Below are 13,331 nucleotides of genomic sequence, written 5' to 3'. Positions count from 1 at the left end.
CCCCCCCCCCCCCCCCCCCCCACCCCAACGCCCGCCCCCAGCCACTCCCATCCCCATCTCCATCCCAACAACCCAGTCGCATGGCCGCTACACCCACCACTACCGTGCCGCACATGACCACCGACGCGCAGAACACCGACGGCTCCGCAGCCCACCCCCGCTTCGCCGAAGCACTCACCACCCTCGGGCTGGGCGAACTGCACACCCGCATCCGCCGTTTCCCGGAAGCCACCCGCACCGCGGCGGAAGCGGCCGCCGCCCTCGGCTGCGAGCTGAGCGAGATCTGCAAGTCGTTGGTCTTCGCGGCGGACGGCGTCCCGGTGCTGGTGCTGATGGACGGCGCGTCGCGCGTCGACGTGGAGCTGGTCCGGCGTGAACTCGGCGCCACTAAGGTCACCCGGGCCCGCGCCGACGTCGTACGGGAGACGACCGGTTACGCGATCGGCGGGGTCCCGCCCTTCGGGCACCGGACGAGAACACGCGTCCTCGCGGACCGCTCGCTCCTCGCCCACGCGACGGTGTGGGCGGCCGCCGGCACCCCGTACACCGTCTTCCCCATGGACCCCGAGACGCTCATCGCGCACGCGGGCGCCACCCTGGTGGACGTCCGCGAGGGCGAGCGCGAGGCGTGACCCCCCTCGTCACCGCGGCGGTCCTGCTCGCCGCCGTCACCCACGCGAGCTGGAACGCGATCGCCCACAGGATCACCGACAAGCTCGTCGGGTTCACACTGATCGCCGGCGGCGGCGCGCTGATCGGGTTCGCGATGGTGCCGTTCGTACCGCTCCCGGAGGCCGCGGCGTGGCCGTATCTGATCGCCTCGACGGTCATCCACCTCGTCTACTACGTGCTGCTGATGACGTCGTTCCGGCTGGGCGACTTCGGCCAGGCGTACCCGATCGCCCGCGGCTCCGCGCCCCTCGTCGTCACCGTCCTCGCCGCTGTCTTCGCGCACGAGGTGCCGGACGGCTGGGCGACGGCCGGCATCCTGCTGAGCTGCGCCGGGCTGACCGGGGTCGCGCTGTGGGGCCTGCGCGGCGCCCGGCCGCACTGGGCGGCGATCGGGGCGGCGCTGGCCACGGGCCTGTCGATCGCCGCGTACACGGTCGTGGACGGTCTCGGTGTCCGGGCCTCCGGGTCCACCATGAGCTACATCGCCTGGCTGATGGCGCTGGAGGGGCTCGCGATCCCCGCGTACGCGGTCTGGCGGTGGCGCGGGCAGACGGTCGCGCTGCTCAGGCCGTTCGCCGGTGTGGGCCTCCTCGGCGCCGCGCTGTCCGTGGTGGCGTACGGGCTGGTCCTGTGGGCCCAGACCAAGGCCGAGTTGGCGCCCATCGCGGCCCTGCGGGAGTCGTCGATCATCGTGGGCGCGGCGATCGGCGCGGTGTTGTTCAAGGAGCGGTTCGGGGCGCCCCGGCTGGTGGCGGCGGGGCTGCTGGTCGTGGGGATCGGGCTGATGCTGCGGGCCGGGTAGGCGCCGAGCAGGGCCACGGAGGCTGGACGGACGGCGCACAGGCCGTGCATCCGTCGGCGGGGAGGAGCACTCTGGAAAGAGCGGTTCCGGAGGTGATCGTGATGATGAAGACCGCAGTCGGATGGCACATCGAGCTGGAGTTCCAGGAGGACGATCAGCGCACCCGGGCGGCGGCCCTCGTGCGGCTCCCCGACGGGAAGGAAGTACGCGCCAACGGCTACGCCAGCCGCCACCAGACCGACGCCAATCAGCCCCGGGTCGGCGAGGAGATAGCCGGGGCCAGGGCCTTGAACGAGCTCGCCATGAAGCTTCTGACCAAGGCGCACGACGAGATAGACGAGGCATCGGGCCGGACGTCCCACCCGATAGCGCTCTGAGCCCCGCACCCCTGCCCCGGCCGTACCCAGCTGCGGGCTGTCGTCCCGCTGGGGCGGCAGGGGTGGGCGCGTCGGCCCGTCGGCCCCTCGCGAGCGCCGGTGGCACGAGGTCCGCCTGGCCGCGCGGTCACGGCCCGCGGGCGCCCAACGGCCCCGTGCGCGCCCTGTGGTTGACTGGCCCCGTGTTGCACGAGTCGGTCTTCCGCTCCGTGGACCTCCCGGTGGACGCCCGGTTCGAGGCCTGGGCGGAGCTGCTGCGGCAGACGCACGCGCCCATGGACCTGGTCCCCATCCCGCTGGCGACGGCCGACCGCGGCCACCACCCCGCCGCCGACTACCACGCGCACCAACGCCTGATCGCCCTCGGCGACGTGACGGTCTGGCCCGCCACCTTCGACCCGATCGTCTTCCGCCGCACGCCGCGGATGGTCCGGCAGTCCGACCCGGAGACGTTCCATCTCTCCCTCCTCCTCCAGGGCGAGGGCGCCGCCAGCTGGGGCAGGCAGCAAACGGCTTACGAGGCGCAGGACTTCCACGTCAACTGCACGTCGATGGCGTACGACATCCTCACCGGCACCGAACCGGTCACCACCGTCGGCGTCGAGATACCCCGCTCCCTCGTCGCCCTGCCCGCGCGCAAGGCCGACCAGGTGATCGGCAGCCGTCTGTCGGGCAGGGAGGGCGTCGGCGCGCTGCTCGCGCAGTTCCTGATGCGGCTGGCGGAGGACACGACCGCCTACGGGCCTGCCGACGCGCCCCGTCTGGGCACGGTCGTCGCCGATCTGGTCACCGCGCTCTTCGGTCACGTCGCCGACACGGAGCCGCGGCTGACGCCGGAGGCCCACCGGCGGACGCTGCTCCTGAACGTCAAGGTGTTCATACGGCGGCACCTGGGCGACCCCGACCTCACCCCCGCGGCCATCGCGGCCGCCCACCACATCTCGCGCAGCTATCTGCACCGGCTCTTCCAGGCGGAGGGCCTGACCGTCGCGACGTACGTCCGCGACCAGCGGCTGCGGAACGCGTACCGCGATCTCACCGCCCCCGACCCCCACCTGCGGGCCACACCGATCCACGCCATCGGGGCGCGCTGGGGGTTTCCGCGTGCGGCCGAGTTCAGCCGGGCGTTCCGTACCGCGTACGGGGTGCCGCCGAGTGAGCTGCGGAGCAGGGTGGCCGCCGAGGGGGCGGCGAACAGTGGACTCGTTGCCAACTGACCGTGGACCGTGCGCCAACGACACGCGGGGGAATCCGGCGCATCCTGGTGAGCGCCGCCGCTGAGGGCGGCCGTCCGGAACTCCGGGATCGGGCCAGGACACCACGGGGGAGCCCTGGGCCGGTCCGGCCGCTCACCGTGACGGCCGCTCTCAGTGACGGGCTCTCGCCGGGACAGCCTCTCGCCGTGACGGCCTCTCTCTCCCTGGCGGCCTCGCGGCCCAGCGGCCTGGTGCCCCGCGCCCCGGAAGGCCCACAGCCCCATGGGCTGCGCCCCTCAGCCCTTCAGCGCCGCCCTCACCGCCGCCACCAGCGCCTGCGCTCTCGGGTCAGCCGTCACCGTCTTGCGGTAGCCGTTCGTGACGTAGCCGAAGGCGATGCCTGACTCGGGGTCGGCGAAGCCGAGCGGGCCGCCTCGGCCGGGGTGACCGAAGGAGGTCGGCGCCAGCAGCGGGGAGGCGGCGCCGTGGAGCATGTAGCCCAGCCCGAAACGGGTGTTGACGACCAGGACGCGGTCGGGGCCGGAGGACTCCTCGGCGCGGGCCGCCGCCAGGGTCGCCGGGCCGAACAGCCGTACGCCGTCGACCTCGCCGACGAGCGCCGCGTAGAAACGGGCCAGGCCGTCCGCCGTGGCGATGCCGTTGGTCGCCGGGAGCGCGGACGCGCGGTACGCGGGGTCGTTCTGGTCGGGGAACGGGGTGATCGCGGCGAAGGCGCGACGCGTGAGGGAGTCCGGGTCGTCGTAGGCCTCGGTGACCGACCGCTTGGCGCGGACCCTGAGGCCGCCGGTGGGCTCGGGCGCCGCCGCCAGGCGCCCGGCGCGGCCGACCCGGCCCGTCGCCGCCACCGAGTCCGGCAGGCCCAGCCACAGCTCCCCCGCCAGGCCCAGCGGCGCGGCGATGTCGGACGCGATCCACTCGCCGGTGCCCCGGCCGGTCACGCGCCGGACCAGTTCGTCGAGCAGCCAGCCGTAGGTGAGGGGGTGGTAGCCGTGGGCGGTGCCGGGCTCCCAGACGGGGGCCTGCGCGACGAGGGCCGTGGGGCCCCGGCGCGGGTCCAGGGCCTCGGCGGGGGTGAGGGGGTGGTCGAGGACCGGGAGCCCGGCCCGGTGGTTGAGCACCTGCCGCACCAGCACACCGTCCTTGCCGTGCGCCTTGAACTCCGGCCAGTACCGTCCCACCGGCGCGTCGAGGTCGAGTTCCGCGCGCTCGGCCAGCATCAGCGCGACGGCGGCGGCGACGCCCTTCGTCGCCGAGCGCACGATCTGGGCGGTGTCCCGCTGCCAGGGCTCGGTGCCGTCGACGTCCCGGGTGCCGGCCCACAGGTCGACGACCCTGCGCCCGTGCCGGTACACGACGACCGCCGCGCCCCGCTCGCCGAGCGCCTCGAAGTTGCGTACGAACGCGGTCCTGACCGGCTCGAAGCCCTCGGCGACCGTACCGTTCACGTCCACGTCGGCGCTCCCTGTCCGTTCCCTCGCCGTACTCGTCACGCCGTACTCGTCACGCCGTATTCGTCACGACGAACGGCTGCACCGTACACGCACGGCCCGGGATTCCCCCGCCCGGGGCTGCCGAGCCCGAGCGAGCCCGGCTGGAGACCGCTGGTGCCGTCCGGAGAAGCCGCCCGGACGAGATCCGCCTCTGGCCGTCTCAGCCCAGCACAATGGTGACGTCGATGTTGTCGCGGGTCGCGTTCGAGTACGGGCAGACCTGGTGGGCCGCGTCGACGAGCTTGGCCGCGATGTCCTGGTCGATGACCGGGAGGGAGACGCTGAGGGCGACGGCAAGGCCGTAACCCCGCTGGCGGTTGGGGCCGATGCCGACCTTCGCGGCGACGGTGGAGCCGGTGAGGTCGTATCCCGCGCGGCGGCCGACGAGGACCAGCGCGTTGTGGAAGCAGGAGCTGTACCCGGCGGCGAACAGCTGCTCGGGGTTGGTGCCGTCGCCGTCGCCGCCCATCGCCGGCGGCATCGCGACCTTCAGGTCGATCTGGCCGTCCTGGCTGCTGATGTAGCCGTCGCGACCGCCGTGCGCGGTGGCCTCGGCGACGTACATGATCTTCGTCGGACGGGTGTCGGGCCGGTCCTCGCGAAGACCCCCGGGGTGGGCGTCGGGACGCGTATCGGAACGGGTCTCCACCGCGGTGTCGTCAGTCATTCCCTTGGCCTCCCCCGGGACAGGCGCGTGGCCTCCCCAGGACAGGCGCGCACGAATACATCGTGCACAAGGTACCGGGCGGTAGGCAGTACGCGGTTACCAGGGGGTAGTAACCATGGGTAACACAAGGTCACCGTCGGCCGCGCTCACCGACCCGCCGCCTTGGTCGCCCGCGCCGTCAACTGCCACAGCTCCTCACGCAGCCGCGCCACCTCGGGGCCGTGCAGGCCGGTGGCGGCGGCGACCGTGGCGGGAACGGCCGCCGCGCGGTCACGGAGCTGTTCGCCGCGTCCGGTGAGGGCGATCCGCACCGAACGCTCGTCGCGCGGCGACCGCTCCCGGCGCAGCAGTCCGGCCGATTCCAGCCGCTTCAGCAACGGCGAGACAGTGCCGTAGTCGAGCCGCAGGGTGCCCGCCAGTTCCTTGACGCTGGTCTCCCCGTGCTCCCAGAGGGAGAGCATGACCAGGTACTGGGGGTAGGTCAGGCCGAGTTCGTCGAGCAGCGGGCGGTACGCGGCGGTGACCGCGCGCTGGGCCGCGTAGAGCGCGAAACACAACTGCTCGTCGAGGAGCAGCGAACCGTGCCGGGGCGCATCCGCTTGGTTTGTCACGGGGTCCATTGTCGCGGACGCGGTATTCGTCCGGGGGCGGGTGGGGGTCGCGCGCGCGTTTTCCCCAGCCCCGCCGTCCTCTGTCAGGCCGCTCTACCCCACCTCCACCGACCGCGGATCGAACCCGAACGGCAGTTCAAGCCGATGCGCCCGCATCAGGTCGTCGTCGACGAGGAGCTCACCGGTCGGGCCGTCCGCCGCGATGACCCCCTCGCTGAGGATCAGCGACCGGGGGCACAGTTCGAGCGCGTACGGCAGGTCGTGCGTGACCATGAGGACCGTGACGTCCAACGACCGCAGGATGTCGGCCAGTTCGCGGCGCGAGGCCGGGTCGAGGTTGGAGGACGGCTCGTCGAGGACGAGGATCTCCGGCTCCATGGCGAGCACCGTCGCCACGGCCACCCGGCGCCGTTGCCCGAAGGAGAGGTGGTGCGGCGGCCGGTCCTTGAACTCGGCCATGCCGACCTGTTCGAGGGCCCGGTCCACCCGGGCCTCCAGCTCGGGCCCGGTCATGCCCGCCGCCGCGGGCCCGAAGGCCACGTCCTCCCGCACGGTCGGCATGAAGAGCTGGTCGTCGGGGTCCTGGAAGACGATGCCGACCTTCCGCCGGATCTCGGCCATGTGCCGCTTGCCGACGGGCATCCCGGCGACGGTCACCGTGCCCGCGCCGCCGGTGAGGATGCCGTTGAGATGCAGGACGAGGGTGGTCTTGCCGGCCCCGTTCGGCCCGAGCAGCGCGACGCGTTCACCGCGCCCGACGGTGAAGTCGACACCGAAGAGGGCCTGATGGCCGTCGGGGTAGGCGAAGGCGAGCCCGGCGACTTCGAGGGACGGGGCGACGGGGGGTTCGGACACGGTCACAGGCTCCATCCCAGCAGACAGACGACGAGCGCGGCGACGGGGAGGGCGAAGGCGTACGACCACTGCGCCCGGGACGCGGTCACCTCGTCGATGACGGGCATGGTGCCCGCGTACCCCCGGCTGATCATGGCCAGATGGACCCGCTCGCCCCGCTCGTAGGAGCGGATGAACAGCGCCCCGGCCGTCTTGGCGAGCACACCCCAGTGCCGTACGCCGCTCGCCTCGAACCCGCGTGACTCGCGCGCGATCCGCATCCGCCGCATCTCGTCGGCGATCACATCGCCGTAGCGGATCATGAAGGACGCGATCTGGACCAGCAGCGGCGGCAGTCTGAGCCGCTGGAGGCCGAGGAGGAGCGCGCGGAGTTCGGTGGTGGAGGCGAGGAGGACGGAGGCGGCGACGCCCAGTGTCCCCTTGGCGAGGACGTTCCAGGCGCCCCACAGCCCGCTGACGCTCAGCGACATCCCGAGGACCTCGACGCGCTCGCCCTGCGCCACGAACGGCATCAGCACGGCGAACGCGACGAACGGGACCTCGATCAGCAGCCGCCGGAGCAGGAAACCGGCGGGAACGCGGGCCACGTACGCGACCACGCCCAACAGCACGGCGTACAGCCCGAACGCCCACATCGCCTCCCGCGGCGTCGACACCACGACGACCACGAAGGCGAAGACGGCCGCGAGTTTGGTGTGCGGCGGCAGGGCGTGGACCGGCGAGTGCGCGTGCCGGTAGAGCTTGTGGACGTGGCCGGCGCCCATGTCAGGCGTTCTCGGGCACGGAGGTGGGGGACGCGGCGTCGTCCTCGCCGGTGCGCCGCTTGCGTACGGCCCAGAAGATCCCCGTACCGGCGACGACGGTGACGCCGACACCGATCACGCCCGCGAGGCCGCCGGCCAGGCGGGCGTCGGTGAGGCCCTCGACGCCGTAGTCGGCCAGCGGGGAGTCGGCGGCGGCGTGGTCCTCGACCTTGGCGTCGATGCCCTTGTCGGCGGCGACCTTCTCCAGACCGTCGGGTTCGGCGGAGGCGTAGAAGCTGACGACCCCGGCGAGGACGAGGGAGATGCCGAGGCCGGCGAGGATCAGCTTGCGGGTCGAGCGGGCCGCCGCGGGCGCGGGCGCGGCGACCGGCTCGGCGGCGGGGGCGTCCACCAGCTCACCGTTCACCCGGAGCTTGAGCGGGGCGGTCAGGCCCCGGGCACCGTGGACGAGGTCCGGGCGCACGGCGACGACGGCGCCGACCGTGGCGGCGGTGATCGCGGCCTCGCCGATGCCGATGAGGGTGTGGACGCCGACCATGGCGGTGAGGACCGAGCCGATCGGCACGTCCGTGGTGCCGCCGATCGCGTAGACCAGCGTGAAGGCGGCGGCCGAGGCGGGCACGGAGATCAGGGCGGCGACGAAGGCGGAGACGGTGATCGAGCGCCTCTTCCCGGGGAGGATCCTGACCAGCACCCGGAAGAGGGCGTAGCCGACGACGGAGGTGATCACCCCCATGATCGTGATGTTCACGCCGAGGGCGGTGAGGCCGCCGTCCGCGAAGAGGATGCCCTGCATGAGGAGCACCACGGACACACAGAGGACCCCGGTGTAGGGGCCCACGAGTATCGCGGCCAGGGCCCCGCCGAGCAGATGTCCGCTGGTACCGGCGGCGACCGGGAAGTTCAGCATCTGCACGGCGAAGATGAACGCGGCGACCAGCCCGGCGAGGGGCGCCGTCCGTTCGTCCAGTTCACGCCGGGCACCGCGCAGACTCACGGCCACCGCACCGGCGGCGACGACTCCGGCGACCGCCGAGACGGGGGCGTTGATGAATCCGTCGGGGACATGCATACGAGGGCTCGCTCTCCTGGTAGGGGGCCGGGCCACCGAGTGGGGACGCGCTGGCTGGAACCTTACGATGATAGAGCTTTATTGCGAGTCTCTCGCAAGAGCGCATGCGGACCGATTAGCCAACGCCTCGCCGGACGCGGCGCCCCTTACGGCCGTTCTTGCAGGGTCCTTGCAGCGGCCTTCCAGGGCTCCGGGCGCGCGCGGCCGAAAATATGCGACATTGGAGAGGCAGTGGACAGCGGATTCACAGCTTCTGCTTGTGTCACTCAGCGTGAGGAGCCGTTCGATGTCCGTCACCGTCGAGCAGTACGCCCGGGCGCATGTCGTCACGGACTCCCCCGAGGACCGGGACACCGTGCCGGTCCTCCTCCGCTACGACCCCGACAGCGCCGCCTCCGCCGTACGCGTACGCCTCCCGGGCCCCGACGAGTGGACCTTCCCCCGTGAGCTCCTGGAGCGCGGCATCCGCACCCCCACCACCGCCGGTCCGGTGAGCATCTGGCCCTGCGGCCGGGTCCAGGCCGTCATGGAGTTCCACTCCGCCCAGGGTGTGGCGGTCATGCAGTTCGACACCAAGGCGCTGGTCCGCTTCCTGCGACGGACGTACACGGCCACGCCGGTGGCGCACTGAGCGAAGCGTCCGGTGCGCGCCCGCGGGTATGCATGACGTCGACCGACACACAGGCTCGGTCGCCGGAAGCATGGGGGACTGGACGCATGGCAGCGCGGATGGACGACGCCACTGACACCGGGATCACGACGACGCACGGCGAGGGGCTGGCACCGCCGTACACACTCGCCGCGCTGTGGGTGGTACGCCATGGGCAGAGCACCGCGAACGTCGCATACGCCGAGGCCGAGCGGACGGGGTCGACGCTGCCGCTGCCGGGCCGGGGGCCGGACGTCCCCCTCTCCGACCTGGGCCGCGCCCAGGCCGGGGCACTGGGCGGGTGGTTGGCGGGGCTTGCCGGGCGGCGCGGGGCGGACGGGAACGGGCCCGACCGGGCGAGCCCGGACCCGGCGAACGCGGAGCTGGTCGGCCCGGATCCGGTCGGCCCGGATCTGGTGGTGTGCTCGCCGTACGTGCGGACGCGGCAGACCTGGGAGGTGATGGCGGGGCATCCCGGTGTGGTCCCGCCCCCGCTGCTCGTCGACGAACGGCTGCGGGACCGGGAGATGGGCGTCTTCGAGATGCACCCGCCGGCCGCGATGCGGGCCCGCGCGCCCGAGGAGGCGGCACGGCGGGCCCGCACCGGCGACTGGTCCTACCGTCCGCCGGGCGGAGAGGCGCTGTCCGATGTGGTGCTGCGGGTAAGGGACTTCGTGGGCGAGCTGGACCGCGCCGCCCCCGGCCGCCGTGTCCTGCTGATCGCCCACGACGCGATCGCCGTCGCCGTACGCCTCGTCTGCGCCGGGGTCGGCGCGACGGCGCCCGACCGGCTGCCGCCCGTCCCCAACGCCTCGGTGTCGTGGTGGGAGAACGACGGGCGGCGGTTGCGGCCGGCGCGATGGGGCGACACGGCGCACCTCGACCCACCGGGGCCGGGCGGCTCCCCGGCCGCACCGGCTACACCGGCTACACCGGCTACACCGGCACGGTGAGCGTGGCGGTGTAGCCCTTGTCGGTGCTGCCCTCGACGGTGGCGAGCTGCTGGTCGTAGCCGTCGCTGAAGATCATGTCGGTCTCCAGGGAGAGTTCGCCGAGGTTGCGGACGCTGTCGTCGTAGCCGTCCGTCGCGTACACGGTGTCGCAGACGTCCTTGGGGAAGGCGAGCTGTGAGGTGGCGGCGATGTTCCGTGCGGCGGTGGCGTCGTCGAGGCTGTCGTAGACCTCGAAGTGGATGTGGGGCCAGCGGCCGGTGTAGCAGCCGGGGAAGATCGAGGTGAAGGTGAGCCGGCCCTCGTCGTCGGTCTCCTGGACGCCGCGCAGGTAGTTCTCCTCGGTGACGCCGTCGGAGTACAGGGAGTACCTGCCCTCCCGGTCGCAGTGCCACAGGTAGACGGCCGCGCCCTTCTTCGGGGTGTCGCAACCGGAGGACTGGTCGACGACCGTCAGCGTGATCGTCAGCGGGATGCCTTCGGCGACACCGTTCGACGAGCCGAAGCTCTTGGTGATGTCCCGCCGGACGACACCGCTCTCCGTGAGGACGTTCGGGCCGTTCGAGCCGTCGCCGGGGTACGGGCCCGCCGTCTCGCTCGGGATGACCTCGCAGTCGGAGCCGGAGGTGCCGGACGACGACGAGGACGAGGACGAGGACGAGCCGGAGGAGGCCGAGTCCGACGCGGAGCCGCTGCCGGACTCGTCCGAGGAACAGGCCGCCACCAACGGGACCATGCTCGCGCCGGCCAGCAGTCTGATCATGCGGCGGCGGGCGAAGACGGGCAGGTCGTACGCGAGCCCTCTGTCGAACTCGTCGTCGTGGTGGTGGTCGTGGCCATGGCCGCCGCTGCTCTTGGGTGCTGTGCTCATCTGCGGAACCGCGCTTTCCGAATGTTCCCGTCATGGAATGCGCGTGATGCTATGAGTGATTCCTGTGTGAATCCCAGGGCTTCGCCATGACGTTGTTGTCGGGCGTCGGTCTCCCCGCCGGGAGCGCCTCCCTCAGCCTTGCCGCCGTCGACGGCGTTCCTTGGCCAGGTGGACGGCCCAGCTGCCGACCACGAGGAACCCGGCGTAGATCGCGCTCTGGACCCAGGTGAAGGGCGGGGTGCGCAGTCGGCCGACGAGCCAGAAGAGCACGAGGAGGACGGTCCAGTGGCTGAGCCAGAGCAGGCCCTCGAACCAGACAGGCAGGGCGTCGTCCCGGACGGCCGGCCGGGGAGGGTCCCAGCGGAAGCCGCCGTTGCGTGCGTAGTGGGCCTGGCGGCGGCGTTCGAAGCGGCAGAAGAGCCAGACGAACAGGCCTCCGCACAGACCGACCGCAACCGCCTGGAGCATCCGCGCCGGATCGTGGAACGCGGACAGGGCCCACCCGAGCAGGCCTCCCAGCAGCACACCGAAGACCACCGCGGCCCCCACCGGATGCCGGGCCACGAACACCTGCACCCTCGGGGGCGGCTCCGCCCCACCGTGCCTCCGGTCGAACCTCAGGAACGCCTGCCGCAGCCTCTCCGACCAGCCCGCCATCCCCGCCCCACCCCTCCCCCGTTCCGTCCGTCCGTCCGTCCGCCAGCCAGCCAGCCAGCCGGTCAGTCCTTCAGCCGGTCAGTCGGTGACTGTCGTCGACCGTCGTCGCGTGATCAGCTTGGGGTGTGGAGACCATCATCGCCAGTGGCATAGCCGTGCTCGGGACCCTGCTCGGGTCGGGTCTGACGCTCGCCTTCCAGCAGCGCGCCACCGACCGGACCCACGAGTTCAGCCGCCGCGAGAAGCTCCGTCAGGAACGCCTCGACGCCTACTCCGTGTATGCCGGCGCGCTGATCAACTACCGCCGTTCCCTTGTCCACCTGTGGTTCTGCGAGCACGAACAGCCCCCGCCCGAGGACCCCGACACGGTCCGCGTCCGCGCGTACGACCTGCGGTCCGCCGCGCAGGAGGCACTGTTCCGCGTGCAGATGCTCACGGCCGACGACGACCTGAGCCGGGCCGCCGAGACCGTCCTCGCCGAGGTCACCGCCGTCGTCAAGACCGACAGCAGGCAGGAGTTCGTCGAGCGCCGGGTGCGGACCCGGGACGGGATCGCTCACCTCGTCAACACCGCCAAGCAGCATCTCTAGCGTCGACGGCACCCGGGCCTCACGCCCCCACAGTCCCGTCCACCCCTTCCCGCAGGAGGTCCGCGTGGCCGTTGTGGCGGCCGTACTCCAGCAGGACGTGGACCATGACCATGCGGAGCGAGACCTCCTCGTCCCAGCGCGGCTGGTGGCCGACGAGGTCCAGCGACTCCGCCTCCCGTTCGATACGCCGCGAGGTCTCCACCTCCGCCTCCCACGCCCCGAACGCCTCCGCCCGCGTCGAGGCGCTCGCGTCGTACGCCGCCTGGAAGTCGATCTCCTTCGACCACACCATCGGCGCGTCGTGATCCTCGAAGACCCGGCGGAACCAGGCGCGTTCCACTTCCGCCATGTGCCGTACGAGGCCCAGCAGCGTCAGCGTGGACGGGGGCATCGACCGCCGGCGAAGCTCCTCGTCCGTGAGCCCCGCGCACTTCATGGCGAGCGTGGCGCGGTGATAGTCGAGGAAGGCGCGGAGCGTCTCGCGTTCGGTGCCGCGGTGGGGCGGTCCGACGCGGTCGTCATGAGTTCCCTCGGGTTCGCCGATCTCGCCGATCTCGACGATCTCGACGAACTCCTCGACGTCCCCGAGCTCTTCGGTTCCTTCGGTTCCTTCGGTCTCTTTGGTCATCCGCCATGCTTACCGTTTCTAAAGACTGAGCGGGAGTGAGTCCTGTTGCCAGGTCTCGTGCTCGGCCGAACGCCCCGGACGGTGTTGGGCGTTCTGGTTGCCCGCGTTCGCTCCGCACCCGGGCGGCACGGATCGTGTCCGTGGTCCGGGAATGCGGGGGCGGGTTCCCTCACGCCCAGCAACACCTGGTCGGGCCTGGGCGGTCCGATGCCCCACGCGATCACTCCGGTCGTGTGGGGGCGGTGCCGTCCGTCGCCGGATCGGGTGTTGCTGGGCGCGCCTTCCGATCGCCACGGCAGCAGCCTCGTGGCGAGTGGTCTGACGGGTGGTGCTGGTGAGGGGTTTCTGCCAGTGCTGGGCGCCCCAGCGGCTGGTGTAGGCCGGGTCGACGGCGATGATCGCGATGCCTGTCTGGTCGGCCATCGAGGCCAGCCGGGCGCGGAGTCTGCCGGTGGGCAT

Annotated in this window: 16 protein-coding genes and 1 pseudogene; 7 read left to right on the top strand and 10 right to left on the bottom strand. The window is 72.2% G+C overall.

Going from position 1 to position 13,331, the window contains the following annotated elements; translation table 11 throughout:
• Positions 1–113: 113 nt before the first annotated feature.
• From RM704_RS44310 to RM704_RS44295, 4 genes are all read left to right on the top strand, one after another.
• Positions 114–632, top strand: coding sequence for a YbaK/EbsC family protein (locus RM704_RS44310; RefSeq protein ID WP_033531952.1), 519 nt, complete (start codon positions 114–116; stop codon positions 630–632).
• On the top strand, positions 629–1,474 hold the full coding sequence (locus RM704_RS44305) for an EamA family transporter (protein ID WP_033531951.1): 846 nt from the start codon (positions 629–631) through the stop codon (positions 1,472–1,474). Before RM704_RS44310 ends, RM704_RS44305 begins: the two co-directional genes overlap by 4 nt.
• Positions 1,475–1,575: 101 nt before the next feature.
• Positions 1,576–1,851, top strand: a complete 276-nt coding sequence (locus tag RM704_RS44300) for a DUF1876 domain-containing protein (RefSeq protein WP_033532019.1) — start codon at positions 1,576–1,578, stop codon at positions 1,849–1,851.
• A 182-nt stretch (positions 1,852–2,033) separates the two neighbouring features.
• Complete coding sequence (locus tag RM704_RS44295; protein WP_033531950.1) at positions 2,034–3,068, top strand: helix-turn-helix domain-containing protein; 1,035 nt, start codon at positions 2,034–2,036, stop codon at positions 3,066–3,068.
• Between the two features lie 275 nt (positions 3,069–3,343).
• Here RM704_RS44295 and RM704_RS44290 read toward each other — a convergent pair whose 3' ends face one another.
• The 6 genes from RM704_RS44290 to RM704_RS44265 form a co-directional block, all read right to left on the bottom strand.
• Entirely contained in the window at positions 3,344–4,519 is a 1,176-nt protein-coding gene (locus RM704_RS44290) for a serine hydrolase domain-containing protein (RefSeq protein WP_033531949.1), read from the bottom strand.
• Positions 4,520–4,718: 199 nt separating this feature from the next.
• The gene (locus RM704_RS44285; protein WP_033531948.1) at positions 4,719–5,225 is read right to left on the bottom strand and encodes an organic hydroperoxide resistance protein; all 507 of its coding nucleotides are present in this window, start codon (positions 5,223–5,225) and stop codon (positions 4,719–4,721) included.
• Between the two features lie 146 nt (positions 5,226–5,371).
• Positions 5,372–5,845: a MarR family winged helix-turn-helix transcriptional regulator gene (locus tag RM704_RS44280; protein ID WP_033531947.1), complete on the bottom strand. Its 474-nt coding sequence runs from the start codon at positions 5,843–5,845 to the stop codon at positions 5,372–5,374.
• A gap of 84 nt (positions 5,846–5,929) precedes the next feature.
• Positions 5,930–6,706 (bottom strand): energy-coupling factor ABC transporter ATP-binding protein, encoded by a 777-nt coding sequence (locus RM704_RS44275; protein ID WP_033531946.1) that lies wholly within the window; start codon positions 6,704–6,706, stop codon positions 5,930–5,932.
• Positions 6,694–7,455: a cobalt ECF transporter T component CbiQ gene (gene cbiQ, locus RM704_RS44270; protein WP_033531945.1), complete on the bottom strand. Its 762-nt coding sequence runs from the start codon at positions 7,453–7,455 to the stop codon at positions 6,694–6,696. The genes RM704_RS44275 and cbiQ overlap by 13 nt, the downstream gene beginning before the upstream one ends.
• Before the next feature lies 1 nt (position 7,456).
• The gene (locus RM704_RS44265) at positions 7,457–8,527 is read right to left on the bottom strand and encodes an energy-coupling factor ABC transporter permease (RefSeq protein ID WP_033531944.1); all 1,071 of its coding nucleotides are present in this window, start codon (positions 8,525–8,527) and stop codon (positions 7,457–7,459) included.
• Positions 8,528–8,813: 286 nt separating this feature from the next.
• On the opposite strand from RM704_RS44265, the gene RM704_RS44260 reads away from it, so the two are divergent.
• On the top strand, positions 8,814–9,158 hold the full coding sequence (locus RM704_RS44260) for an SsgA family sporulation/cell division regulator (protein WP_033531943.1): 345 nt from the start codon (positions 8,814–8,816) through the stop codon (positions 9,156–9,158).
• A gap of 179 nt (positions 9,159–9,337) precedes the next feature.
• A complete protein-coding gene (locus RM704_RS44255; protein ID WP_052146520.1) occupies positions 9,338–10,129 on the top strand; it encodes a histidine phosphatase family protein in 792 nt (263 codons plus the stop codon).
• On the opposite strand, the gene RM704_RS44250 is transcribed toward RM704_RS44255, so the two are convergent.
• Positions 10,113–10,997: an intradiol ring-cleavage dioxygenase gene (locus tag RM704_RS44250; protein WP_033531942.1), complete on the bottom strand. Its 885-nt coding sequence runs from the start codon at positions 10,995–10,997 to the stop codon at positions 10,113–10,115. The genes RM704_RS44255 and RM704_RS44250 overlap by 17 nt on opposite strands.
• Positions 10,998–11,129: 132 nt before the next feature.
• Positions 11,130–11,654 carry a hypothetical protein gene (locus RM704_RS44245; RefSeq protein WP_033531941.1) on the bottom strand — a complete coding sequence of 175 codons (525 nt, stop codon included), beginning with the start codon at positions 11,652–11,654 and terminating at the stop codon, positions 11,130–11,132.
• Positions 11,655–11,779: 125 nt separating this feature from the next.
• On the opposite strand from RM704_RS44245, the gene kilB reads away from it, so the two are divergent.
• Complete coding sequence (kilB, locus tag RM704_RS44240; protein ID WP_033531940.1) at positions 11,780–12,244, top strand: plasmid transfer protein KilB; 465 nt, start codon at positions 11,780–11,782, stop codon at positions 12,242–12,244.
• 19 nt (positions 12,245–12,263) lie between these two features.
• On the opposite strand, the gene RM704_RS44235 is transcribed toward kilB, so the two are convergent.
• Both RM704_RS44235 and RM704_RS44230 read right to left on the bottom strand, forming a co-directional pair.
• A complete protein-coding gene (locus RM704_RS44235) occupies positions 12,264–12,872 on the bottom strand; it encodes a DinB family protein (protein ID WP_078937494.1) in 609 nt (202 codons plus the stop codon).
• 18 nt (positions 12,873–12,890) lie between these two features.
• Positions 12,891–13,331: pseudogene (locus tag RM704_RS44230) on the bottom strand (IS200/IS605 family accessory protein TnpB-related protein); the annotation flags it as partial.

The sequence above is a fragment of the Streptomyces gottesmaniae genome, assembly GCF_031845845.1.
In the GTDB taxonomy this organism is placed as follows: domain Bacteria; phylum Actinomycetota; class Actinomycetes; order Streptomycetales; family Streptomycetaceae; genus Streptomyces; species Streptomyces akebiae.
This window is presented reverse-complemented; position numbering and strand designations above follow the sequence as displayed.